23 protein-coding genes are annotated in these 22,765 nt (G+C 62.1%); 16 read left to right on the top strand and 7 right to left on the bottom strand.

Features of this window, described 5'->3' with window-relative positions:
* Positions 1-42 precede the first annotated feature (42 nt).
* Positions 43-693 (bottom strand): hypothetical protein, encoded by a 651-nt coding sequence (locus LG281_RS14050; RefSeq protein ID WP_404401741.1) that lies wholly within the window; start codon positions 691-693, stop codon positions 43-45.
* 247 nt (positions 694-940) lie between these two features.
* Positions 941-3,625 carry a preprotein translocase subunit SecA gene (gene secA / locus LG281_RS14055; protein WP_404401743.1) on the bottom strand — a complete coding sequence of 895 codons (2,685 nt, stop codon included), beginning with the start codon at positions 3,623-3,625 and terminating at the stop codon, positions 941-943.
* Positions 3,626-3,864: 239 nt separating this feature from the next.
* Here secA and LG281_RS14060 point away from each other — a divergent pair, with 239 nt between their 5' ends.
* Complete coding sequence (locus LG281_RS14060; protein WP_404401745.1) at positions 3,865-4,740, top strand: peptidylprolyl isomerase; 876 nt, start codon at positions 3,865-3,867, stop codon at positions 4,738-4,740.
* Positions 4,741-4,797: 57 nt separating this feature from the next.
* On the opposite strand, the gene LG281_RS14065 is transcribed toward LG281_RS14060, so the two are convergent.
* Positions 4,798-5,403 carry a TetR/AcrR family transcriptional regulator C-terminal ligand-binding domain-containing protein gene (locus LG281_RS14065; RefSeq protein ID WP_404401747.1) on the bottom strand — a complete coding sequence of 202 codons (606 nt, stop codon included), beginning with the start codon at positions 5,401-5,403 and terminating at the stop codon, positions 4,798-4,800.
* A 173-nt stretch (positions 5,404-5,576) separates the two neighbouring features.
* Between LG281_RS14065 and LG281_RS14070 the strand changes: the two genes are divergently transcribed.
* From LG281_RS14070 to LG281_RS14090, 5 genes are all read left to right on the top strand, one after another.
* The gene (locus LG281_RS14070; protein WP_404401749.1) at positions 5,577-5,882 is read left to right on the top strand and encodes a hypothetical protein; all 306 of its coding nucleotides are present in this window, start codon (positions 5,577-5,579) and stop codon (positions 5,880-5,882) included.
* Between the two features lie 101 nt (positions 5,883-5,983).
* Positions 5,984-7,219, top strand: coding sequence for a bifunctional glutamate N-acetyltransferase/amino-acid acetyltransferase ArgJ (argJ, locus tag LG281_RS14075; protein WP_404401751.1), 1,236 nt, complete (start codon positions 5,984-5,986; stop codon positions 7,217-7,219).
* Positions 7,220-7,221: 2 nt separating this feature from the next.
* Positions 7,222-7,977 (top strand): GNAT family N-acetyltransferase, encoded by a 756-nt coding sequence (locus tag LG281_RS14080; RefSeq protein WP_404401753.1) that lies wholly within the window; start codon positions 7,222-7,224, stop codon positions 7,975-7,977.
* The gene (locus tag LG281_RS14085; protein ID WP_404401755.1) at positions 7,977-8,375 is read left to right on the top strand and encodes a (deoxy)nucleoside triphosphate pyrophosphohydrolase; all 399 of its coding nucleotides are present in this window, start codon (positions 7,977-7,979) and stop codon (positions 8,373-8,375) included. Before LG281_RS14080 ends, LG281_RS14085 begins: the two co-directional genes overlap by 1 nt.
* A 25-nt stretch (positions 8,376-8,400) precedes the next feature.
* Positions 8,401-9,510: a CehA/McbA family metallohydrolase gene (locus tag LG281_RS14090; RefSeq protein WP_404401757.1), complete on the top strand. Its 1,110-nt coding sequence runs from the start codon at positions 8,401-8,403 to the stop codon at positions 9,508-9,510.
* Here the strand turns inward: LG281_RS14090 and LG281_RS14095 are convergent, their stop codons facing one another.
* The 3 genes from LG281_RS14095 to LG281_RS14105 all read right to left on the bottom strand — a co-directional run bounded on the left by LG281_RS14095 (position 9,511) and on the right by LG281_RS14105 (position 12,148).
* Positions 9,511-10,467: a DMT family transporter gene (locus LG281_RS14095; RefSeq protein WP_404401759.1), complete on the bottom strand. Its 957-nt coding sequence runs from the start codon at positions 10,465-10,467 to the stop codon at positions 9,511-9,513. It abuts the gene before it with no gap.
* A gap of 234 nt (positions 10,468-10,701) precedes the next feature.
* The gene (locus LG281_RS14100; protein WP_404401761.1) at positions 10,702-11,295 is read right to left on the bottom strand and encodes a SagB/ThcOx family dehydrogenase; all 594 of its coding nucleotides are present in this window, start codon (positions 11,293-11,295) and stop codon (positions 10,702-10,704) included.
* Entirely contained in the window at positions 11,288-12,148 is an 861-nt protein-coding gene (locus LG281_RS14105; protein ID WP_404401764.1) for a methyltransferase domain-containing protein, read from the bottom strand. The genes LG281_RS14100 and LG281_RS14105 overlap by 8 nt, the downstream gene beginning before the upstream one ends.
* A gap of 79 nt (positions 12,149-12,227) precedes the next feature.
* Between LG281_RS14105 and LG281_RS14110 the strand changes: the two genes are divergently transcribed.
* Genes LG281_RS14110 through LG281_RS14130 form a run of 5 tightly spaced genes read left to right on the top strand, consistent with a single transcriptional unit; the run spans position 12,228 to position 14,967 of the window.
* A complete protein-coding gene (locus LG281_RS14110; protein WP_404401766.1) occupies positions 12,228-12,986 on the top strand; it encodes a ComF family protein in 759 nt (252 codons plus the stop codon).
* Between the two features lie 29 nt (positions 12,987-13,015).
* On the top strand, positions 13,016-13,279 hold the full coding sequence (gene grxC / locus LG281_RS14115) for a glutaredoxin 3 (protein WP_404401768.1): 264 nt from the start codon (positions 13,016-13,018) through the stop codon (positions 13,277-13,279).
* Positions 13,276-14,124 carry a carbon-nitrogen hydrolase family protein gene (locus LG281_RS14120; RefSeq protein ID WP_404401770.1) on the top strand — a complete coding sequence of 283 codons (849 nt, stop codon included), beginning with the start codon at positions 13,276-13,278 and terminating at the stop codon, positions 14,122-14,124. Before grxC ends, LG281_RS14120 begins: the two co-directional genes overlap by 4 nt.
* Before the next feature lie 25 nt (positions 14,125-14,149).
* Entirely contained in the window at positions 14,150-14,578 is a 429-nt protein-coding gene (locus tag LG281_RS14125) for a DUF1178 family protein (RefSeq protein WP_404401772.1), read from the top strand.
* A 41-nt stretch (positions 14,579-14,619) separates the two neighbouring features.
* Entirely contained in the window at positions 14,620-14,967 is a 348-nt protein-coding gene (locus LG281_RS14130) for a GNAT family N-acetyltransferase (protein WP_404406756.1), read from the top strand.
* Here the strand turns inward: LG281_RS14130 and ubiG are convergent.
* On the bottom strand, positions 14,964-15,701 hold the full coding sequence (gene ubiG / locus LG281_RS14135) for a bifunctional 2-polyprenyl-6-hydroxyphenol methylase/3-demethylubiquinol 3-O-methyltransferase UbiG (protein WP_404401774.1): 738 nt from the start codon (positions 15,699-15,701) through the stop codon (positions 14,964-14,966). The two genes, LG281_RS14130 and ubiG, sit on opposite strands and share 4 nt — an antisense overlap.
* 168 nt (positions 15,702-15,869) lie before the next feature.
* On the opposite strand from ubiG, the gene LG281_RS14140 reads away from it, so the two are divergent.
* The 5 genes from LG281_RS14140 to LG281_RS14160 all read left to right on the top strand — a co-directional run bounded on the left by LG281_RS14140 (position 15,870) and on the right by LG281_RS14160 (position 22,563).
* Positions 15,870-17,129, top strand: coding sequence for an aspartate kinase (locus tag LG281_RS14140; RefSeq protein WP_404401776.1), 1,260 nt, complete (start codon positions 15,870-15,872; stop codon positions 17,127-17,129).
* A 158-nt stretch (positions 17,130-17,287) separates the two neighbouring features.
* Positions 17,288-19,552 (top strand): phosphoenolpyruvate--protein phosphotransferase, encoded by a 2,265-nt coding sequence (gene ptsP, locus LG281_RS14145; protein WP_404401778.1) that lies wholly within the window; start codon positions 17,288-17,290, stop codon positions 19,550-19,552.
* 30 nt (positions 19,553-19,582) lie between these two features.
* Positions 19,583-20,659: a peptide chain release factor 1 gene (gene prfA / locus LG281_RS14150; protein WP_404401780.1), complete on the top strand. Its 1,077-nt coding sequence runs from the start codon at positions 19,583-19,585 to the stop codon at positions 20,657-20,659.
* A complete protein-coding gene (gene prmC / locus LG281_RS14155) occupies positions 20,659-21,537 on the top strand; it encodes a peptide chain release factor N(5)-glutamine methyltransferase (RefSeq protein WP_404401782.1) in 879 nt (292 codons plus the stop codon). Before prfA ends, prmC begins: the two co-directional genes overlap by 1 nt.
* Positions 21,538-21,900: 363 nt before the next feature.
* Positions 21,901-22,563, top strand: a complete 663-nt coding sequence (locus tag LG281_RS14160) for a DUF4167 domain-containing protein (RefSeq protein ID WP_404401784.1) — start codon at positions 21,901-21,903, stop codon at positions 22,561-22,563.
* The last annotated feature ends 202 nt before the right edge of the window (positions 22,564-22,765 follow it).

Raw genomic sequence — 22,765 nt, forward strand, 5'->3', positions numbered from 1 at the left:
TTAGGAGGTTAGCGGGTTCCCGTGACGATTGCGATGGGACGCTTAGTCTTCCACAACTGGAACGTGATCGGTGGGGGCATCCGCATTCTCGAAAAGGTCCGCCCAAAGGCCTTTGCGGAATACCGCGTCCGCTGCAATGGCGTCGGCGCGGGCCTCAGCGGCTTCCCAGGTGCTCAAGGGATCGGCTTTTTCGGTGCCGGCGTTATCGGCGTCCTCGCTGTCTTGCCCGGTCGCGGCCTCGAGACGCTGCTCTTGATCGGTGTCTGGCGACATGAACGCCGTGTCGGCGGGTGTTGCGGGTTTATCGGCCTTGGCCTCGCTCGCGTCTCCAGCGATCAGCGTTGCAGCGAGTTTGGGATTGTCGCGTAAGCCTTCGAGCAGTTTGGCCCGGCCATTCGCATCGCCCGCGCTTTCGCTCGATCCGGCGGGCTCGGTCTCGGTCCGGTTGGCAAGTCGGGACTTGATGCGAGCGGCGACGCGTCGGTAGCTTTCCTGGGCGGCGAGGATAGAGCGCTGTTGGCGGCGCTGGTCGAGCTGGCTTTGGCCATCTTCCTCAGACGGCGTAACCGCAACGTTGCCGCCGAGTTGGGCAGCCTCGTCCATCCGGCTTGCGGCCACCGTTATCGCCAGGCGATCGGTAACCCTGGCGGCGAGCCAGTCGGCGGCGCTGATTGTGATCTGACCGATGGCCATATCAACACTCCTTTGGGTACTGCCCGGCATTCCACGACCGGTATGCCGCAAGCCCCCGAGAGGCGTTCGCCGGTCTCGTGGGCATAACAGCCTCCCCAATCTTGAGCGCAGTACTCTGCCACGGATCGCTGAAACAGTCCTTAGGTCGACGCGCGATATTTAGCTAAATTTGGACCTAAGATTAATAAATAAGAAACCCCGCCGATTGCGCGGCGGGGTTCAAAGACTTCCTTCAACTTCGGCGAAGTCAGTACGCACCGTGGCAATGCTTGAATTTCTTGCCCGATCCGCAGGGGCAGGGGTCGTTGCGACGGGTTTGCGCCATCTGTTCAGGCGTCAACGTACCCTTTGGCCCCACCTTTTCATCCTCAACCTCGTTACGTCCCGTCGTTGGGTCGATATGGGTTTCCTGCAGCTGGCTGGGGTCGGGCGCTTGCGGCGGCGCGGGTTGGCGCACCTGCAGTTCGACATGGCTCATCTGGGTGGTGACGAGTTCGCGCAGATTGTTCAGGAGCTGCGCGAAAAGCTCGAAAGCTTCCTGCTTGTATTCATTGAGTGGGTCGCGCTGGGCGAGGCCGCGCCAGCCAATCACCTTGGACAGGTGGTCGAGGGTGACGAGGTGGTCGCGCCAGAGCCCGTCGATCGATTGCAAGAGGAGCGATTTTTCGACCTGGCGCATGGTGTCCGGGCCGAACCGCGCGGCCTTGGCGGCAGCGTGTTCGTCGGCAGCCCTGGTGAGCCGCTCGGTAAGCGTGTCGACGTCCATTCCTTCTTCGTCCACCCACTCCTTGATGGGCGGGGTGATACCCAGATAGGTTTTGCAGGCCGCTTCGAGCTGTTCGACGTTCCACTGTTCGGGGAAGGATTTGGGCGGGCACGCTTTGGAAACGATCGTGTCCACGACGTCGTGCCGCATCTCCGCGATGGTCTCGGAGACGTTATCGTCATCCATCAGTTCGAGACGCTGTTCGAAGATCACCTTGCGCTGATCGTTCATCACGTCGTCGTATTTGAGGATGTTTTTGCGGATGTCGTAGTTGTGCGCCTCGACGCGGGTCTGGGCGCGCTCGATGGCCTTGGTGACGAGGCTGTCGGAAATCGCCTCACCGTCTTTGAGGCCCAGCGAGGTCAGGATCTTCTCCATGCGCTCGGGGAAGAACCGGCGCATCAGATCGTCCTGCAGCGAGACGAAGAATTTCGAGTGACCGGGGTCGCCCTGACGTCCGGAACGGCCACGCAGCTGGTTGTCGATGCGGCGGGATTCGTGGCGTTCGGTGCCGATCACCATCAGGCCGCCGGCGGCGATGGCTTCAGCCTTTGCCTTTTCGATCTCTGCCTTGAGCTCGGCAGTCTTTTTCTCCAGCGCTTCGCCTTCGAGGCCTTCGGCCTCATTGGCGAGACGCATTTCGAGATTGCCGCCAAGCTGAATGTCGGTGCCGCGGCCCGCCATGTTGGTGGCGATGGTCACCATGCCGGGTACGCCGGCCTGAGCGATGATCTGGGCTTCCTGCTCGTGGTGGCGCGCGTTCAGGATCTGAACGCTCTTGACGCCCTTTTTCTTCAGGTGGTCGGCAACCTGCTCGGAGCGTTCGATGGAGGTCGTGCCCACCAGGACCGGCTGCTTGCGCTCACGGCATTCGACGACGAGATCGGTGATCGCGTCGAATTTTTCCTCGACCGAGCGGTAGATTGCGTCGTCCTCGTCAATGCGGGCCACAGGCAGGTTGGTCGGGATGGTCACCACATCGAGCTTATAGATATCGGCAAATTCGGCAGCTTCGGTCGATGCCGTGCCGGTCATGCCCGACAGCTTGTCGTAGAGCCGGAAATAATTCTGGAAGGTGATCGAGGCCAGCGTCTGGTTCTCGGGCTGGATCTTGACGTTCTCCTTGGCTTCGAGCGCCTGGTGCAGACCCTCCGAGAAGCGTCGGCCAGGCATCATGCGGCCAGTGAATTCGTCGATGATCACCACGTCGTCATTGCGGACGATATAGTCCTTGTCGCGCTGGAAAATCTTGTGGGCCCTGAGCGCGGAATTAAGATGGTGGACGATCGAGACGTTGTCGATGTCGTAAAGCCCGCCCGATTTGATGAGACCGTCGCGGGTCAGAATCTCTTCGAGCTTTTCGATGCCTTGGTCGGTGAAAGTCGCCGAGCGGTGCTTCTCGTCGATGGTATAGTCTTCCTCGGTGAGGATCGGCATATATTTGTCGATGCTCTTATAGAGCTCCGAGCGATCCTGCGAGGGGCCCGAAATGATCAGCGGCGTGCGCGCCTCGTCGATCAGGATCGAGTCCACTTCGTCGACGATCGCGAAATTGTGTCCGCGCTGAACCATCTGGGCGCGGGAATATTTCATGTTGTCGCGCAGATAATCGAAGCCGAATTCATTGTTCGTGCCGTAGGTGATGTCGGCGGCGTAGGCGGCCTTGCGGTCGGCATCGGTGAGCCCGTGAACGATCACCCCGACCTCTAGGCCAAGGAAGCGGTAGATTTTGCCCATCCACTCGGAGTCGCGGCGGGCGAGGTAGTCGTTGACGGTAACGACGTGGACGCCCTTGGATTCGAGCGCATTGAGATAAGCAGCGAGGGTCGCGACCAGCGTCTTGCCTTCACCTGTGCGCATCTCGGTGATGGCGTGTTCATGGAGAACCATGCCGCCGATGAGCTGTACGTCGAAATGCCGCATGCCCAACGCGCGCTTTGCCGCTTCGCGGACCGTCGCGAATGCCGGGACGATTAGGTCGTCCAGCTTCGCGCCGTTGGCAAGTTCCTGGCGGAACTCGGCCGTCTTGTCGCGCAATTGCTCGTCCGAGAGCTTTTCGAGATCGGCTTCTTTTGCGTTAATCGCGGTCACGAGCGGCTGGTAGCGTTTGATCCGCCGGTCGTTGGCAGAACCGAAAAGCTTGCGGGCAAGCGCTGCGATAGCCATGAAATTGTTATCCTTGGGCGATGGTAACTGTCGTGAACTCGGGCTGTCGCGAAAGGCCCGGGAAAGCGCGGGAGCAGATGTAAGAGTGCCCGGTAGGGTTGTCAACGCTGGCAAAATGGGCCACACCTCGCAGCCAACCGCAGACCTTGGCATTTCATAAAGAAACCGGCCATTAACGGGTGTCTGCAAGCTGAACTGCCGAGTGCTTTTGGGGAGCTTGGCGCAACGAGGAGATATTCATGTTTTCATCCATCCTCAAGACCCTCGCCGCTTCGCTTGTCGTCGGTGCCGCGGTTTTGACGCTCCCCGCCGCCGCGCAGGATGCGGCGCCCGCACCCCAGCAGGTGTCGCCCGATACCGTGCTTGCGACCGTTGGAGGCGAGGACATCACTGAGGCCGATCTCAATTTTGCCGCGGAGGATCTGGCGCAGGATCTTCAGCAGATTCCGGCCGGGCAACGCCGCGCTTTTCTCCTCAGCGTTCTGATTGACATGAAGGTGATGGCCAATGCGGCGCGCGAAGAGGGACTCGACCAGAGCGAGATTTTCGCCCGCAGGCTCAATTACCTCGAAGACCGCGCGTTGCGCCGGGCGTACTTTGCGGACGTGATCGAAGCCTCCGTGACACCGGAGGCGGTGCGGCAGGCTTATGACGATGCCGCTTCAGGATTCGAGCCGCAGACCGAAGTCCGCGCTCGCCACATTCTGGTGGGGACCGAGGAAGAGGCCAATCGAATCGCCGAAGAAATTGCCGGCGGCATGGCGTTCGAACAGGCGGCGCTTGCCTATTCGACGGACGGCAGCTCGGCCAATGGTGGCGATCTGGGATATTTCACTGAGGGGATGATGGTCCAACCCTTCGAGGATGCCGCGTTCGCGCTTGAAGTTGGTGAAGTGTCTTCGCCCGTTCAGTCACAGTTCGGCTGGCATCTGATCAAGCTCGAAGATCGCCGCGAAACCGAAATGCCGCCGCTCGAGCAGGTGCAGGGCCAATTGGCTCAGCAGGTTCTCTACCAGACGTTTGAGGACACTGTCGGCGAACTCAAGGCCAATACCGAGATCGAGATTACCGACGAAGAGCTCGCCACTGCCATTGAGGAGCAGGGCGGGTTTTAGACCGCTTCGACTTCTCCCGCTTTATGCGATGCCGTCCGGTTCCGCCGGACGGCATTCTTATTTCGAGGTGGGGGCGGCGCCTGCGGCGAAGGTTTTGATCACCGTTTCGATCTCGGCAGGGCTCGTCTCGATCCTGTCCGTCAGGAGCCGATGCCAGGCAAACGAAACCAGCCACTCGCCCAGCGCGGTACTGTCGAGGTCGGCGCGGACCTCGCCGCGCGCGCGCGCCCTGTCGATAATCCCGGCGAGATAGGCGTGCCGGTCGTCAAGGTATGCCTGGAGTGCGGCCATGGCGTCCGCATTGCTCTGGGCCTCGGCGATGATCGAGCGGAAGACAGTGCCGTTGGCGGGGTCGTTCCAGAAATCCAGAAGATTGGTGAGGAACATGCGGGCATCGCCTTCGAGGGTGCCGGTATCCGGGTCGGGAATGACATGCTTGGAGCGGTGGTAGACGTCGAGCAGCAATGCGGTCCGGTTCGGCCACCAGCGATAGATCGTCGGTTTGCCGGCCCGTGCGCGCCGTGCCACCGCCTCGATGGAAAAGCCCGACAGACCACCCTCAGCCAGGATCGCCGCTGCTGCGTCAAGTATTGCCTTTTCGCTGGCCGGATTGCGCCGCGCGCCGATTGAGGCCCGTCTGGCCCCGACTGGTTGCTCCATCATACGCCCGCTTTCCAGGTCATTGTCTCCTCCAACATGGGTCGTCATCCCCTTGACGAGACCATCCGGGACGCTCGCCATCCTGTTGCGCGCAGTCTAGCGCAATTCACAATTGAACGGAACGGTCCGTATCGCTATATAACGGAACGTACCGTTTCGTTTAAGGAGATCCTCCGATGACTTCGATGTCCCACACCCATGTCGCTTCGGCCGACGGCAATGCGTCCGCGGTATCGGGATCCAGACAGCAGGCGCCGCAACGCGTCCCCTCCCGGGTCCGGCTTTCGCTGATTATGATGCTGGGCGTTTATCCCATCATCACCGCGCTCCTGTACGTGGTCCTGCCGCTTACTGCAGGGTGGGCGATTTGGCAGATTACGCTGGTTGTTGTGCCCATGATGGTGCCGATGATCGTTTTCGGGCTTACGCCCTTCATCCAGAAGACCTTCGGGCGCTTCATCCAAGTGCCGGCAAAACGCTAAGATGCGTATGAAGCGGCGGGTAAGGGGTGTGCATGCCCCTTGCACCGCCCCGGCGAATGAGGCAAACCGGACGCCGTTGCTTTTCGTTCGGATTGCTGTTGATGGCCTCGCCGGTTTCCCCCCTCGCTCCCAAGTCCTATCCCGACCTGCCCGAAATTTCCGGCGTCCGTTTTGCGACGGCGGAGGCGGGCATCAGGTATAAGGGGCGTACGGATGTGCTGCTCGCGGTGTTCGATCCGGGGACGGTCGTTGCGGGGGTATTGACCCGTTCGCTCTGCCCATCCGCTGCGGTCGACTGGTGCCGTGAGGCGCTTTCGGGCGGGGTGGCGCGGGCGCTTGTCGTCAATTCAGGGAACGCCAATGCGTTCACGGGCGTCAAGGGCAAGGACGCGGTTTCGCTGACCGCGAAGATCGCCGCCGAGGCCGTTGGCTGCGAAACCGGCGAAATTTTCCTCGCGTCGACCGGGGTCATCGGCGAGCCGCTCGATGCATCGAGGTTCGAGGGCGTGCTTGCGGACATGGCCAGCCGTCTCGCTCCGGCGCCTTGGATGGAGCCGGCCAAGGCGATCATGACCACCGACACCTTCCCTAAACTCGCTACGGCTAGCTGCGAGATCGATGGGGTGACGGTCCAGATTTCGGGCATCGCCAAGGGCTCGGGCATGATCGCGCCGGACATGGCGACGATGCTGAGCTTCGTTTTCACCGATATGCCGATTGTCGCGCCGGTGCTGCAGGCGCTGCTCGCACGGCACAATCAAACGAGCTTCAATGCGATCACGGTCGATAGCGACACCTCGACCTCCGATACGCTTCTGGCCTTCGCCACCGGTAAGGCCGAAGGCGTCGCGCCGATTGAAAGCCGCGATGATCCGCGTGCCGAGGTGTTTGGCGAAGCGCTCGGGGACGTGCTTTTCGACCTCGCCATTCAGGTCGTGCGCGACGGCGAGGGTGCATCGAAATTCGTCACCGTCACCGTGACCGGCGCGCAGAGCGATGAAAGCGCCGCGAAGATCGCGCGGGCGATTGCCGACTCGCCGCTGGTCAAGACCGCGATTGCGGGCGAGGATGCCAATTGGGGGCGCGTCGTGATGGCGGTGGGCAAGGCCGGGCAGCCGGCGGACCGCGACAGGCTCACGATTTCTTTCGGCGATATCGTCGTGGCGCGGAACGGCGAGCGTGCGCCGGATTATTCCGAGGAGGACGCCAGCGCGTATATGAAGGGCGAGGAGTTGGAGATCGGCGTCGATCTGGGGCTCGGGGAGGGCCGGGCGACGGTTTATACCTGCGACCTCACGCATGGTTATATCGATATCAACGGCAGTTACCGGAGCTGATCATGGTTGTGCCGGTTGCCGACATCGAAGCCGCGACACTGGCGGCCTGGCCAGCGCTCGAGACCGTGCGCGACGGCGCCTGGCAGGCCCGCTTCGCGAATGGCTATACCAAGCGAGCCAATTCCATCCATTGCATGGACCCCGCGGACGACGAGGACGCCGGCGCCCGAATCGACAGGCTCGCCGAGCTCTATACCAAGCACAATCTTCCCCCGGTCTTCCGGGTTACGCCGCTAACGGGCCGGGCCACCTTCTCGCGGTTGGCCGAGCGTGGATGGGAGCTCTACGAACCGAGCCTCGTGCTCGATATGCCGCTTGATGAAACGTCCGGATTCGATGCAGACGTTTCGGTGGTTCGGGTGACCGATGCGGCGTTTCTCGATGCTCAGGTGCAGCTTCAAGGCTACGATCCTGCGACCGCCGAGATGCTCAAGGCCATATTCGCCAAGCTTGACGTTCCCGCGGCGGGTCTCATCCTGCGCAGCGATGACGACACGCCGGTTGCCTCGCTTTTGTGCGCGCAGTCCGAAGGGATCGGCGTGTTCCTCAACGTGGTCACCGATGGCGGGCGCCGTCGGCAGGGGTTCGGACGCCGGCTCATGGCGACGGGGTTGAGCTGGGTTGCCGAAAACGGCGCGCGGCATGCCGCGATCCAGGTGCTCGCGACCAACGCGCCCGCCCTCGCGCTCTATCTGGGTGCCGGCTTCACCTTCCGCTATCCCTATCACTACCGCCGCCTGCCGCAGGGAGCCGCGTGATGAAGACCGTGTTTGTCGTCGCCTGCGCGCTTGTCGACGCGGACCGCCGCGTGCTCATCGCCCAGCGTCCGGAGGGCAAACAGTTGGCGGGGCTTTGGGAATTTCCTGGCGGCAAGGTCGAGGAAGGCGAGACGCCAGAAGCCGCGCTCATCCGCGAGCTGCGTGAGGAATTGGGGGTGGAGACTAAGGAAGCCTGTCTCGCCCCTCTCACCTTTGCCAGCCATACCTATGACGACTTCCATCTCTTCATGCCGCTTTACGTCTGCCGCAAATGGCAGGGCATGGCCGTTGCGCACGAGCATTCGGCGCTCAAATGGGTCAGGCCGCAGCGCCTGCGCGAATACCCCATGCCCGCTGCCGACGAACCGCTGATCGCGCCGTTGTGCGATCTGCTCTGACGCCAAACCTCATGGATCGTATTCAATGACCCCCAAAATCCCCGAGACCCTTCCGCCCGTGGCCAGCCTGACCGACGGCGTGTGGCTCAAGGGCGATTGGCACATGCATTCGCGGCACTCAACGGATTCGACCAACAATCCGGAAGCCAAGATCATCGGTTTCGCCGAAAAGATGGGGTTCGACTATCTTGCGATCACCGACCACGATATTCACGTCTGGGGCGACGTCGCCAACAATACCTGGGCGGATCCGGAGTACCGCTCGGATTCGGTGCTCCTTTTTTACGGTGCGGAGCTGACGGCGCCGCGTGGGCACATAAATATCCTCTCGACCGAACCCTACGACCATCAACGGGTTTTCGATGCCCGCGATGCCCGCGACTGGGATTTGCTCGCGCTCAAAAACGAACTGGGCGTTCACTTCTCGGCCAATCACCCGAGCACCAAGAACCACTACGGCTATTCCTTCGATATCGCGGATTCGGTGGAGATCTGGAACACCAGCGTCTGGCCCAAGAATATTCCCGGCGTGCGAATCTGGGACGACATGCTTTTGTCCGGGCGTATGCTCGGGGCGCGGGGCGGCAGCGACTCCCATCACGGGGTGCCCGATACACCCGAGCAAACCACGCCGCAATCCATCGAAGCGACGGCCAATTATGTCGGCACGCCGACGACATGGATCTTTGCGGTGGAACGGACCAAGGATGCCATTCTAGACGCGCTGGTGCGGGGCCGCGCTTCGGTCAGCGCCAATCCCTGTAACCCGCGCGTCGAGCTTTACGCCGACGTCGATGGAGACGGGGAAATGGACACGATGATGGGAGACAATGTCAAACCCAGCGGCAAGCCGGTCACCTTCGAGGTGCGGCTAGCGGGCGGCGGCATTCCCGGCGCGTGCTACGCGGTGAAAGTCATCAAGAACAGGAACGAGTTCGGCAGCTTCGTAACCGACGCGGAAACCCGCTCAGTGCGTTTCACCGATACGCCGGAGGAAGGCGCGCGGGCCTATTACCGCGTCGAAATCGAAGGCCCGCAGACGCCCTTTCCCGAAGTGCCCAATTCGATGGCGCAGAGTGGCAACACGGTCGCGCTCTCGAACCCGATCTATTTCAACTACGATCCCACGTTCTGATCAGGCCGCCGCGAGCGGCCGCTTGCCGTTCTGCTCCGCGTGGGAAAACCACAGCACGCCCAGAATGACCAATACGGTTCCGATGGCGTGATACCGGGTGAAGGGTTCGCCGAGGATCAGGACCGCGAGCGCGATGGTCACGACCGGTCCGAACGGTCCTGTCGACGACGCGGCCCGTGCGCCGATCCGGCTGATTGCGGTATTGAGCAGGAAGCTTGGCAGCACGGTGCCGAGAATGCCGAGGCACACTCCGTAAACCCAGACTTCGGACGAAATGCCGGCATAGCTCGTTATGCCGTGCTGAACTGTGTTGTGCGCAATGGCGACGATACCGGCGGCGCTCATGCCGATGCAGGTGAACAGCCGTGCCCCGATGTGGTTCATGCTTTTTTTCGCAAGGTGTTGAAAAAGCGCGAAGGTGAGCCCCGAAAGCAGGACCAGTATCGTGCCTTCCACCAGGCCGCTTGGGTTGGCTGCGAGGTTCCATCCGAAAATGACCAGCAAGCCCGCGTAAGACGTCAAAAGGCCGGGAACGGTCCGCCAGTTCATCGTATCGCCGAAAAACATCACGCCGAGCGCCAGCGTGAAGAACGGGTAGGTGAAGAGCACCAGGCGCTCATATTGCGCCGTTACGAAGGAAAGTCCCCAAAAGTCGAACGAGGACGCGACGTAATAGCCGAGTATGCCAATGCTCGCCGCTGCGAATACGGGGCCGGGTTTCAGTTTCGCGCGCATTTGCAGCTCGCGGAACAGAACGAGGGCGGCAATGAGCAGGTAAACCGGGAGCGCGACGATCATGCGCAGCGCCAGGATGGTTTCAGGGCCGATGCCGTTGGCATAGGCGAGCTTGATGAAAATACCCTTGGTCGAAAATAGCGCCGCGCCCGCGATGGCGAGGCCGTAGCCCAGCGTATCGATCCGGGGCGGAGTTATCGTCTGGTCGGCGGTATTGGACATTCGGGAGGAGCCTTTTTGAAACATCCCCGCCGGAACTGGATGCCGCTCAGCCGGTCCCAGCCCGTTAAACGGGGCCGGTGCAGCAAGCGGTTTTACGAAAATCAGATCAAACGCGCGCGCCCCGGCTTTTGGTAAGGCCGAGGAGCCAAAGATTGGCAATAAGAAGGACGCGGGTGCTCATGGCGTCATTGCTACACGCCGATTGCCGGGGGCGCAAGTCATCGCGATCAAGCATCATCCGCTTGCTGCGCTTGGCGGACCGATGCACACATGAACAATCGGCGCGACCGGCGCTTTGAGCCCCAGTACCTGCGCGGTCGCATCCTCGTTGATGCCGGCGATGACGATCGAGGACAGCCCGAGATCGCAGGCGGCAAGATGCATGGTCTGCGCGCAGGCGCCCGCTTCGATCAACCCATAGCGCGTGCCGCGCATGCCCAGCCCAGGCTGGTCGGCAAAATGCGTGGCGAGGGCGCCGAAATCCGCACTGATCGTGATGATGGCTGCGCTGGCGCCGATCCAGGGCTGGTCGTCGATTGCGGCGGACTCCAGCGCAGCACGGATGTCGGAGCGTTCCTCAATCTCGAGCGCGAGCGAAGCAGGATCGACGGCGTAAAGCCCAGTCTCGAGACCGTCGACGGCGCCGGCGGTGAGCGACAGCCGGAGCGGGTTGAGACCGTGGGCCGAGGGAATCGTCCGCTTGTCGGGTGCGCCGGTCTTGCCCTGTGCGGCAAAGAGCAGACGCTCGACGTCGGATCTGGCGATGCGTCCGGCGCCGAATGCGCGTTCGGAGCGGCGGTGCTTGAGGAGGGTCAAAAAATCAGTCATCGAATTTGGTCTTGAGGACGTCTTTGAGGCTCACTGTAGCCGAACCGGGTTTCAAGGGCTTTTGCTGGCTTTCATGCGGAGCCCACCCCGAGAGCCAAAGGATTTCGAGCGTGGCGCGGACGCGGCCATCGGGGTCGGAGAATTTTTCCGCGTAGATTTCGGCTGCGCGCATCAAATGGCGCGGTGTCACGATGCGCCCGTCGCGGCCCGCGAGCGGGTTGGTGACGCCCAACGCACGCAACTCGTCCATGAGCGCGAGCGGGTTGGCGTAGCGTACCACGTGGGTTTCGAGGTCGGTCACCGGTAACGCGAAGCCCGAGCGCTGGAGGAGGCTGCCCGCATCGCGTACGTCGATCATCGGGGCGACACGAGGGGAAACCCCACCGGTCAGTTCGACGTCCGCGGCAAGCCAGGCGTCGCGCAATTCCGTCAGCGTGCGCCCGCCGATGGCGGCGGCCACGAATAACCCGTCGGGTACGAGGTGGCGCCGGACGGAATCGAGAAAGCCGGGCACGTCGTTGACGATCTCGAGGTCGAGAAGAGACACGATGAGATCGTAGTCGTTTCGTGGCAGGGCGAGCGCTTCGGGATCGGCGAGGGGATAGCCGGTATCGGCGACGAGCGTCGAGACCTTCTCGAAGGCGATCTCGCCGTCTTCCGAACGCGTCGTATCGGGCAGAAGGCGGGCGTCCGGTCCCATGACAAGCGCGGTTTTGAACCCGCGCAGGATCGGCGCAAGCCGGTCGGCAAGGTCGGCATGGACCAGATCGGTGACGAAATCGCCCGCGCCACCACGATTGGCCTGCCGCCGGGCAAGTAGCGGACGGTCGAAGACGAGCGGAGCTTGGGTCATTTCGCGATTGGTCCTTGGCCTTGACCATGTCAGTATCGGTCTTATGGAGAGTGGGGCGGAGCTTGTCAAAACCGGTTCAATGCAACGGCTTGGGTCGATCCTGGGCGCGGTTGGCCGTGCCGCGCTCGATCAGCTGTTTCCGCCCATTTGCCTCGCATGCGGCGCTGCAGTTGGAACACCGGACGGTTTGTGCGCGGCCTGTTGGAGCAAGCTCGTGCCGATCTCGCCCCCGCTCTGCCCGATCCTCGGGCTGCCGTTTGCCGCCGATATGGGGGCAGGCGCGGTTTCGGCGCAGGCCATCGCGGACCCGCCGCCGTTCGATCGCGCACGTTCGGCGGTGGCCTATACCGATCTCGCGCGTCAGCTCGTCTCGAAGATGAAATATGGCGACCGGCCCGAGATTGCGATCTTTTGTGGGCGGATGATGGCGGCTGCGGGTTATGAAGTTCTGGACGAGGATGCGGTGCTCGTCCCGGTCCCGCTGCACCCCATGCGGCAGTTTGCGCGGCGGTACAACCAGTCGACCGAACTGGCGCGGGCGATTGCGAGGCTTGCAAAGTGCCCGGTCAATACCGACCTTGTTGTGCGGTACAGGCGCACGAGCCAGCAGGTGGGCCTGAGCGCCCGCGAGCGCGCGCGCAATGTCGAGGGCGCCTTTCGCGTCAATCTCAAGGCGCTTGAGAAGCTCGCCGGCAAACGCGCGGTTCTCGTGGACGACGTCATGACCACCGGCGCAACCGCGCGGGCGCTCGCCAAGGCGCTCAAGCGGGCCGGGATGACCCACGTGGACGTTCTGAGCTTCGCACGCGTTGTGTCCGACGCGGATATGACAGTATAATTGTCCGATTGGATCAGGATCACGCAACAATGAACAAGGTCGAAATCTACACAACCCCGACATGTCCGTACTGCTATGCCGCCAAGGCGCTTCTCACCAAGAAGGGCGTGGCGTTCGAGGAAACGACCGTGCTCGACCCCGCGTTGCGCGAAGCGATGACGCAGCGGGCCCACGGCCGGCGCACCGTGCCACAGATTTTCGTCGGGGAAACGCATGTGGGCGGTTATGACGATCTCGCCGCGCTTGACCGTCAGGGCAAGCTCGATCCGCTCATCGAGGGAACCGCCGCGTGAGCGAAACGGTCCGCATCGCTGTTGCGCAGATGAATTCGGGCGTTACGCCTGAGGCTAATCTCGCTGTGATCGCGCATATTGCGCAGAGCGCGAAGGCGGGGGGCGCAGAATATGTGCTGACGCCGGAAATGAGCGTTTTTTTCGCGGAGAACCGCGACATGCTCGAAGCGCGCGCCGAGCCATTTGAGGACAACAGTGCTGTCGCGCGGCTTTCAGAGATCGCGAGAGAGAACGCGCTTTACCTCCATATCGGTTCGATGGCGGTGGCGCTCGATGACGGCAGGTTCGCCAACCGTTCGCTGCTCTTTGCGCCCGACGGCACGCTGCAAACCTATTACGACAAGATTCACCTGTTCGACGCCAACATCCCCGGTCAGCAAGCCTACCGCGAGAGTGCGACCTATCGGGGTGGTGAAACGGCGGTCATCGCCGAGACCTCGCTTTTTTCGCTTGGCTTCACCATATGTTACGATGTGCGGTTCGCGGCGCTCTATCGCGCGCTGGCGCAAGCCGGGGCTCAGGTTATTGCGGTGCCTGCGGCGTTCACGGTGCCGACAGGCGAGGCGCATTGGGAGATCCTCCTGCGCGCCCGCGCCATCGAGACAGGGTGCTTCATCCTCGCGGCGGCGCAGGGCGGGGCGCATGAGAATGGCCGGTCGACCTACGGCCATTCAATGGTTGTTGCGCCTTGGGGCGAGGTGATCGCGAAGGCTGATGGCGATGCGGCGGGCCTCATCTTCGCCGATCTGGAGCTTGACCGGATCGCCGCCGCGCGGCAAAGGGTGCCGCAGCTCGAAAACGGCCGGGATTTTACGCTCGGCACCAATATAAAGGCCGCTCAGTAGGCCGAGATGTCAGGGAAGTAAGGACGTGATCCAGTATTCGCTCATTTGCGAAACCAATCACAAGTTCGACGCCTGGTTCCGCAATGCGGAAGCCTATGAGGACCAGGCCAAGAAGGGCATTCTGACCTGCCCGGTGTGCAACTCCACCAAGGTGGAAAAGGCGCTGATGGCGCCCGCATTGTCGCGTTCGGGCGAAAGCGAGAAAGTGTCGCTGTCCGCCGGCCACCCTGATCGGGTCAAAATGCTCGAAGCCATGAGGGCTTTGCGCAACAAGCTCACGGCGGACGCCGATTATGTCGGCGACAAATTCGCCGAGGAAGCGCGCAAGATCCACTATAACGAAGCCGAAGCGCGTGGCATTTATGGCGAGGCCTCGCGTGACGAGGTCGCCTCGCTCATTGAGGACGGCATCGACTTCATGCCGCTCCCGCACGTGCCGGACGAGCATAATTGACGGTTACGCTGCGCACCGATCCCTGTCCGTCGGATGCGGACATGCGCGTGCTTTGGGAGCGTGCGTGGGGAGATCGTGGGCCAAAGAGCTTCGCGCCGATCCTCGAACGCAGTCTCGGGCATGTCGGTGCCTACGATGAGAAACGCCTGATCGGCTTCGTCAACATCGCCTGGGATGGCGGCATTCACGCGTTCATTCTCGATACGTGCGTCGATCCGGATTTTCGCCGGCGGGGGATTGCGACACAACTCGTAAAAGCGGCTGAGACGTTGGCCCGGTCCCGAGGCGCCCACTGGCTGCACGTGGATTTCGAGCCGCATCTCGAAGGGTTTTACCGCGCCTGCGGTTTTCGGCCGACCGGGGCGGGCCTGATCGATTTACGGCGCTAAGCGTCTTTCCCCAACAGCAGCATATAATTCACCGCCATGTCCCGGCTCTTGCCCCACTCATCCTTGAGCGGATTGAACGTCACCCCCGTCTTGTCGATCACCCGCATGCCGCTGCGCTTGGTGATCGACGTAATCTCCTCCGGCGTCACCAGCTTTTCATATTGATGCGTGCCCTTGGGCAGCCAGCGCAGGATGCGCTCGGCGCCGATAATGGCGAGCGCATAGGCGCGGGCGGTGCGGTTGATCGTGGCAACGAACATCAGCCCGCCGGGTCTGACGAGTTTGCAGCAGCTTTCAAGGTAGAGCTGCACGTCCGAGACGTGTTCGACCACCTCCATGTTCAAGACGACATCGAACTGCTCGCCGGCTTCGGCCAACGCTTCAGCGGTCGTCGCGCGGTAGTCGATCTCGAGCCCGGCCTCGTGGGCATGGAGCGCGGCGATCTTGACGTTCTTTTCGCCTGCATCCGCACCTACCACATCGGCTCCAAGCCGCGCCATCGGTTCGCACAGGAGCCCTCCGCCGCATCCGATGTCTAGGAAACGCAAGCCTTTGAACGGATGCATGGCCTTCTCGTCGAGGCCAAAATGGGCGATGACCTTTTCGCGGATATAGGCGAGGCGGACGGGGTTGAACTTGTGGAGCGGCTTGAACTTGCCCGTTGGGTCCCACCACTCCTCGGCCATCTTGTGGAACTTGCCGATTTCCTCGGGATTGATGGTGGTCGTGGTCATGATACGCACCCTGGATTGCAACCTTGTCCCTCACCTGCGCCCGGCAAAGCTGCAAGTCAAGCGCACCGGTGCCGCAGCATATTGCGAAAACCGCAACATTGTCGTACTCACCGCTCCGAAAACCGTACGGTCCGTTACGGCAGTAAGCACATTCTCCAGGACGTCGTAATGGCGCGCATAGTCATGAAGTTCGGCGGCACCTCCGTCGCCAATATCGAACGCATCCGGCACGCGGCGCGCCACGTCAAACGCGAAGTCGACGCGGGCAACGAGGTTGCGGTGGTCGTCTCGGCGATGTCGGGCAAGACCAACGAACTGGTCAACTGGTGCACCGAAGCCGCGCCCATGCACGATACCCGCGAATATGACGCGGTGGTCGCCTCGGGTGAGCAGGTGACTGCGGGCCTGATGGCGATCGTCTTGCAGGATCTCGGTGTCCAGTCGCGCTCCTATGCGGGATGGCAGGTGCCGATCCATACCGACGATACGCACGGCTCGGCGCGCATTACGGGCATCGACCCGGAAAACCTCGACGAGCGCATGAGCGATGGCTGGGTGCCGGTCGTCACCGGCTTTCAGGGGATTTCCGACAAGGGCCGGATCACGACGCTCGGGCGCGGGGGGTCCGACACCTCTGCGGTCGCCGTGGCCGCTGCGGTCAAGGCCGACAGGTGTGATATCTATACCGATGTCGACGGAGTCTATACCACCGACCCGCGCATCGCCCCCCGAGCCCGCCGGCTCGAGCGCGTTTCCTTCGAGGAAATGCTCGAAATGGCCTCGTTGGGTGCCAAGGTGCTGCAGACGCGGTCGGTAGAGTTGGCGATGGCGCAGGGCGTACGGCTCGTTGTGCGGTCGAGTTTTGACGATCCGGAGGCGGAAAACGCGCCGGGTTCGGACTGGGGCGCGACGGGCACCCTGGTCTGTGATGAGGATGAGATCATGGAAAAGCAGATCGTTTCGGGCGTAACGCTGGCCAAGGCGGAGGCTAAGATCACCTTGCGCAAGGTCAAGGATCGGCCCGGCGTCGCCGCCGCCGTGTTCGGGCCGCTCGCGGATGCGCATATCGTCGTCGATATGATCGTTCAGAACATTTCGGACGATGGCGCACACACGGACATCACCTTCACCATCCCCGACAGCGAGTTCGACAAGGCGATGCGGGTGCTCAAATCTGCGCCCGGACTCGAATACGAATCGATTTCCGGCTCCAAGGGCGGCGCCAAGATTTCGGTCGTGGGCGTCGGTATGCGCAGCCATGCGGGCGTCGCGTCCTCGATGTTCAAGGCGCTCGCGGACAAGGGAATCAACATCCAGTTGATCACGACCTCGGAAATCAAGACCTCCGTCCTGATCGATGAAGAGTATGCAGAACTTGCAGTTCGGGCCCTGCATACCTATTACGGATTGGACAAGGCCGAGGACTAGTGTAACCCCGGCCGTAGAGCCCTTCCGATTTTGCTGGACTCAAAATCGGGCTCTACGTTTTGTTTGCCGCGTTTCCGAACCGGAAAAGTCTGTCAACTTTTCCTGGAAACGCTCTGACGATTTCCAGCGGGACGGCGCATGACGCCGGGGTGGGGTTTATGGTCACAGCAATTGGCGGTCCGCGCATTTTGTTGCGCCAGTTGCGCGAAACCATGGCCGAGCCGCTGGCAAGCCAGGAACGCCTCGACAAGATCGTCGATCTCATTGCCGAGAACATGCGGGCCGATGTGTGCTCGTTCTATGTTCTGCGCGATGACGGCGCGCTCGAACTTTTCGCAACACACGGGCTCAAGCGCGACGCGGTTCACTTGACCACACTGCGGCTGGGCGAGGGCCTTGTCGGCCTCATCGCGGCGGAAGCCGAACCTCTGAGCCTTCAGAACGCGCCCGAGCACCCGGCCTTCGCCTATCGCCCGGAAACGGGAGAAGATCCGTTCTTCTCGTTCCTCGGTGTGCCTGTTCTGCGCGCCGGGCAGACGTTGGGGGTGCTGGTCGTCCAGAACCAGGACCGGCGGATTTATGGCGAGGATGAAACCGAAGCGCTTTTGACGACGGCGACCATCCTTGCGGAGATGATCTCGACCGCCGATTTCGACGCGCTCATCACGCCGGGTTCGGATATCGACCTGCGGCGTCCGCGCGTGTTCGAGGGTGTGGGGTTTTCAGAGGGCATCGCCTTGGGGCAGGCGGTGCTGCACGACCCGCGCGTCGTCGTCACCAATTTCGTCGCCGATGATACCGAAGCGGAAAAGGAGCGGCTCAACGAGGCGCTCAAGAAGATGCGCGTCTCGATCGACGATATGTTCAATTCGGGGGACATGCAGATTCCTTCCGATCACCGGGAGATTCTCGAAAGTTATCGCATGTTCGCCCATGACCGGGGTTGGGCGCGGCGTCTCGAGGAGGCGATCGATTCGGGGCTCACCGCCGAGGCCGCGGTCGAGCGCGTGCAGAACGATACCCGCGCGCGCATGTTGCGCCAGACCGATCCTTACCTGCGGGATCGGCTGCACGATCTCGACGACCTTGCCAACCGGCTGCTGCGCATTCTGACCGGCGACGGCGGAGATTCGGGCAAGGATCTCCCGGACAATGCCATCCTCGTCGCGCGCAATATGGGGCCGGCCGAGCTGCTCGAATACGACCGCACCAAGCTGCGTGGGGTGGTGCTTGAAGAAGGTGCCGCGACCGCGCATGTGGCCATCGTTGCGCGCTCGGTCGGGCTTGTTGCCGTCGGGCAGGCGGATTCGATCGTATCGATGTGCGAAAACGGCGACGACATCATCGTCGACGGATTTACAGGGCAGGTGCATGTCCGCCCTTCGCCCGATCTCGAGGCGACGTATATCGACAAGGTGCGGCTTTCGGCCAAGCGGCGCGCGCACTATGCGGCGTTGCGCGACAAGCCGGCGATCACCCTCGACGGCGAGCCGATCACGCTTTTGCACAATTCCGGGCTTTTGGCCGACATGGATGCGCTCAAGGAAACCGGTGCGGATGGGGTGGGCCTCTTCCGTACCGAGCTGCAATTCATGATCGCGTCGAAAATGCCGCGCATCAAGGATCAGGTGGAACTTTACGGAGAAGCCATTCGGCTTGTGGACGGCAAGCCCATCGTCTTCCGCCTGCTCGATATCGGTGGCGACAAGGTCGTGCCCTATATGCGCTCGATGGCCGAGGAAAACCCGGCCATGGGCTGGCGGAGTCTAAGGCTCGCGCTCGACCGGCCCGGCCTGTTGCGCACGCAAGTGCGCGCGCTTTTGCAGGCGGCCGATGGCGGGCCGCTCAACATGCTCGTGCCGATGGTCACCGAGACGGTCGAATTCCTCAAGGTCAAGCGCGTCGTCGAACGCGAGGGCGCCCGGATGGCCAAGCTGGGCATGGCCCTGCCGGACCCGCTCAAGATCGGTGCGATGATCGAGGTGCCCTCGGTTCTGTTCGAGCTCGACGAACTCCTGCCGGAATCCGATTTCGTTTCAATCGGATCGAACGATCTCATCCAGTTCCTGACCGCAGCCGACCGCGCCAATCCCCGCGTGGCGCGCAGCTACGATCCCATCGCCCGGCCGAGGCTGCGGGCGCTCAAGCAAATCGTCGACGCTGCGGCGCGGCATGGCAAGCCGATCACCATGTGCGGCGAGCTCGCGGGCCGTCCGATCGAAGCCTTGGCACTGCTTTCGATCGGTATGACGCGGCTTTCCATGGGCGCCTCCTCGATCGGTCCGATCAAGGAAATGATCCTCGGACTTGATCTCAAGGCGCTTAAAGCCGATATGGAAGCCTTTCTGACGCATGGCGACAGGGCAGTGACGGTGCGCGAGTTCCTGATGGACGTCGCAGAGCGCCAGAAGCTCTCGCTTTAGCGGCTTTTCGAACAGTTTGGGTCTGACGCAATGGCACAACTGCCAAATGACAAGCTTGATGCGCTGGAGCGCCGTTTCGACGCGGTCGAACATGGCATGTCGGCCAATCCCGATCCTGACGCTTACGTCCGGCTTTCCAAGGAATATGCCGAGCTTAATCCGGTGGTCGAGAAGATCCGCGTCTACAAGCAGGCCCTCAAGGATTTGCAGGGCGCCGAGGAACTCTACGAATCGGGCGATTCGGAAATGGCCGATCTCGCCTATGAAGAGATGACGGAACTCAGAGAGAAGATCGAAACACTCGTCGGGGAAATCCGCATTCTCCTCCTCCCCAAGGATGCCGCGGACGAAAAGAACGCCATCCTTGAAGTGCGCGCCGGCACCGGCGGCGATGAGGCGGCGCTGTTCGCCGGTGACCTCTTCCGCATGTATCAACGCTACGCTGAAAGCCAGGGCTGGCGTGTGACGGTCATGGAAGCTTCCGAAGGCGATGCCGGGGGGTATAAGGAAATCATCGCGACGATTTCGGGCAGCGGGGTGTTCGCCAAGCTCAAATACGAATCCGGGGTGCACCGTGTGCAGCGCGTGCCGGACACCGAAGCGAGCGGACGCATCCACACTTCGGCGGCGACCGTGGCGGTGTTGCCCGAGGTTGAGGACATCGATATCGAAATCCGTCCCGAGGACATCCGCATTGACACCATGCGCGCTTCCGGTGCGGGCGGTCAGCATGTCAACACAACTGACTCGGCGGTGCGCATAACGCATATCCCGACCGGGATCGTCGTCACGTCCTCAGAAAAATCCCAACACCAGAACCGCGCGACTGCGATGAAGGTGCTGCGCGCCAAGCTTTACGAAGAACAGGAAACGAAGGCGTCCGCCGAGCGCGCGGAAAGCCGCCGCGACCAGGTCGGCTCGGGCGACCGCTCCGAGCGTATCCGGACCTATAACTTCCCGCAGGGGCGTGTGACGGACCATCGGATCAATCTGACGCTCTACAAGCTTCCGCAGGTGATCGCAGGCGAGGCGCTGGGCGAGATCATCGATGCGCTCATTACCGAAAACCAGGCTGCGCAACTGGCGGCGATGGAAGGCGGGGGATAATGGCCGGGCGCGCGACCATCGGCCAGACCTGGCGCGCAGGGCGGGACACTCTTTCGTCAGCCGGTCTTGAATCGGCGGCTCGCGATGCCCAAGTGTTGATGCGACACGTATTGGGGATCGACCAGACGCGTCTGATCCTTTCAGAACCAGATCCGATATCCGCCGAGGCCGCACAGCGATTTGACGCTCTGATCGCGCGGCGGATGGCGCGTGAGCCGGTCGCCCGTATTCTTGGGCGGCAGGAATTCTACGGGCTCTCGTTCGGGCTCAACGCGGCGACGCTCGTGCCGCGGCCCGAAACCGAAATGCTCGTGGATTTCGGCATCGCGCGGCTTAAGGATAAACCCGGCGCGCGCGTGCTTGACCTGGGTGCCGGCACGGGATGCATCCTTCTGGCGCTTCTGGACACTCTACCCGGTGCCAGCGGGGTCGGTATCGACCTTGCCGGAGATGCCGTCAGGCAAGCTGGGGACAATGCACGGACATTGGGATTGTCCGGGCGGGCCGAGTTTCGCGAAGGTGCGTGGTTTGCACCCGTCTCGGACGACGAACGGTTCGATCTGATCGTGTCGAATCCGCCCTATATCGCGACTGACGTGCTTGGCACGCTGGACAAAGATGTAAGGGATTTCGATCCCACATTGGCGCTCGATGGAGGCGAAGACGGGCTTGCGCCCTATCGCATCCTCGCTGCGCAAGCCGGGCGATTCATGAACCCGGCTGGCGCACTTGCGCTTGAGATCGGATTCGATCAGGGCGCGGCCGTTACCCAGTTGTTGCATGAAGCGGGTTTTGGCGATGTCACAGTCGAACGCGACCTTGCAGGTCATAACCGGATGGTCACCGCACAGTGCACAAATGCAATCCTTGGCGAATAGAGGTGGCAGATTCGCACAGATACGAAATTTTCCCTTGGAATGGGGGAGAGAAGCGGTTAGGTTGCCCTCGCTGACGCAGCGCTTGATGCGCGGCGGTGGTACCCACCCTCACATTGGCGGCAAACGACATAGCCGGCAGGCGATACGGTTCAGGACAAGAACCCATGCGCAAAAACAGGGTGGTGTGATCACACAGCCTTTTTGGGGAAGCCTGAGAGAGCGATCGGCACGGCGCAGGCCTTTTACCGGGTATTGCGGGCTCGATGCCATGCGCTGCCGCAAGAGAAATGCGCGGTGCGCCCCATTGGGACAAAACGTTAGACCCGTACCGCATACCTACACGAAACGTGTTGAAGCGAGCAGATGAGACCAAACCAGCAGAACAACAAGCAGCGTTCGCGCGGCCGGAATAACGGACGTCGCGGGGGCGGCAATAACCCTTTGTCGCGCAATTACGAGAGCAACGGCCCGGACGTCAAAATCCGTGGCAACGCCGCGCACATTGCCGAGAAATACGTCCAGCTTGCCCGTGATGCCACGGCTTCCGGGGACGGGGTGATGGCGGAGAACTATCTCCAGCACGCCGAACATTATTTCCGCATCATTCTGGCTGCGCAGGGCCAGTACCAGCCGCGCACCGAACAGATGACCGACACGACGCCCGAGGACGACGAGGGCACGGGCGAGCAGGTTGCGCGCCAGAGCGAAACTGTCGCGCGCGAGGACGAGCAGGCGTCGCAGGCCAATGGTGCCACGCAGGGCGATGAAGCCGCCGAAGGCGAGCAGCGCCGTCCGCAGCGCCAGCGTCGCCCGCGCCGGGCCAAGGCCGATGAGGCCGCAGCGGCCGAAGGCGCCGAAGCCGAGGCCAAGCCGGCTGCCGCCGAAGAGGCTGCTCCGGTTGCCGGCGGCGAAGACAAGCCCAAGCGCACCCGCCGCCCGCGCAAGAAGGCCACCGAAGAGGCATCTGCCGAAACGAGCGAGCTTCCCGCCTTCCTGACAGCGGGCCGCGAGGCCGCCGCGGAATAAACGCTGCGGTAAACAACCGAATATGAAAAAGGGCCGGGTTTTTCTCCCGGCCCTTTTTCTTTTCCAACCCGTGCCTATATCTCTTTTTGACTTCGATCAGTGCCGCCAAGCGGGCTGAGCGTAAAATCCAACGCTTCGGGCGTTCGCCAATCCTGGGCCGGAAACGGACGGGGGCGACGTGCCAGACAGGGAGAGTTGAAGC

This window comes from Pelagibacterium halotolerans (assembly GCF_044811015.1).
Classification (GTDB): Bacteria; Pseudomonadota; Alphaproteobacteria; order Rhizobiales; family Devosiaceae; genus Pelagibacterium; species Pelagibacterium halotolerans_A.

What these genes read in the sequence shown, in the direction of transcription:
- LG281_RS14050 (WP_404401741.1), bottom strand. Translation starts at nt 693, where the DNA reads ATGGCCATCGGTCAGATCACAATCAGCGCCGCCGACTGGCTCGCCGCC.
- secA (WP_404401743.1), bottom strand. Translation starts at nt 3,625, where the DNA reads ATGGCTATCGCAGCGCTTGCCCGCAAGCTTTTCGGTTCTGCCAACGAC.
- LG281_RS14060 (WP_404401745.1), top strand. Translation starts at nt 3,865, where the DNA reads ATGTTTTCATCCATCCTCAAGACCCTCGCCGCTTCGCTTGTCGTCGGT.
- LG281_RS14065 (WP_404401747.1), bottom strand. Translation starts at nt 5,403, where the DNA reads ATGATGGAGCAACCAGTCGGGGCCAGACGGGCCTCAATCGGCGCGCGG.
- LG281_RS14070 (WP_404401749.1), top strand. Translation starts at nt 5,577, where the DNA reads ATGACTTCGATGTCCCACACCCATGTCGCTTCGGCCGACGGCAATGCG.
- argJ (WP_404401751.1), top strand. Translation starts at nt 5,984, where the DNA reads ATGGCCTCGCCGGTTTCCCCCCTCGCTCCCAAGTCCTATCCCGACCTG.
- LG281_RS14080 (WP_404401753.1), top strand. Translation starts at nt 7,222, where the DNA reads ATGGTTGTGCCGGTTGCCGACATCGAAGCCGCGACACTGGCGGCCTGG.
- LG281_RS14085 (WP_404401755.1), top strand. Translation starts at nt 7,977, where the DNA reads ATGAAGACCGTGTTTGTCGTCGCCTGCGCGCTTGTCGACGCGGACCGC.
- LG281_RS14090 (WP_404401757.1), top strand. Translation starts at nt 8,401, where the DNA reads ATGACCCCCAAAATCCCCGAGACCCTTCCGCCCGTGGCCAGCCTGACC.
- LG281_RS14095 (WP_404401759.1), bottom strand. Translation starts at nt 10,467, where the DNA reads ATGTCCAATACCGCCGACCAGACGATAACTCCGCCCCGGATCGATACG.
- LG281_RS14100 (WP_404401761.1), bottom strand. Translation starts at nt 11,295, where the DNA reads ATGACTGATTTTTTGACCCTCCTCAAGCACCGCCGCTCCGAACGCGCA.
- LG281_RS14105 (WP_404401764.1), bottom strand. Translation starts at nt 12,148, where the DNA reads ATGACCCAAGCTCCGCTCGTCTTCGACCGTCCGCTACTTGCCCGGCGG.
- LG281_RS14110 (WP_404401766.1), top strand. Translation starts at nt 12,228, where the DNA reads ATGCAACGGCTTGGGTCGATCCTGGGCGCGGTTGGCCGTGCCGCGCTC.
- grxC (WP_404401768.1), top strand. Translation starts at nt 13,016, where the DNA reads ATGAACAAGGTCGAAATCTACACAACCCCGACATGTCCGTACTGCTAT.
- LG281_RS14130 (WP_404406756.1), top strand. Translation starts at nt 14,620, where the DNA reads ATGCGCGTGCTTTGGGAGCGTGCGTGGGGAGATCGTGGGCCAAAGAGC.
- ubiG (WP_404401774.1), bottom strand. Translation starts at nt 15,701, where the DNA reads ATGACCACGACCACCATCAATCCCGAGGAAATCGGCAAGTTCCACAAG.
- LG281_RS14140 (WP_404401776.1), top strand. Translation starts at nt 15,870, where the DNA reads ATGGCGCGCATAGTCATGAAGTTCGGCGGCACCTCCGTCGCCAATATC.
- ptsP (WP_404401778.1), top strand. Translation starts at nt 17,288, where the DNA reads ATGGTCACAGCAATTGGCGGTCCGCGCATTTTGTTGCGCCAGTTGCGC.
- prfA (WP_404401780.1), top strand. Translation starts at nt 19,583, where the DNA reads ATGGCACAACTGCCAAATGACAAGCTTGATGCGCTGGAGCGCCGTTTC.
- prmC (WP_404401782.1), top strand. Translation starts at nt 20,659, where the DNA reads ATGGCCGGGCGCGCGACCATCGGCCAGACCTGGCGCGCAGGGCGGGAC.
- LG281_RS14160 (WP_404401784.1), top strand. Translation starts at nt 21,901, where the DNA reads ATGAGACCAAACCAGCAGAACAACAAGCAGCGTTCGCGCGGCCGGAAT.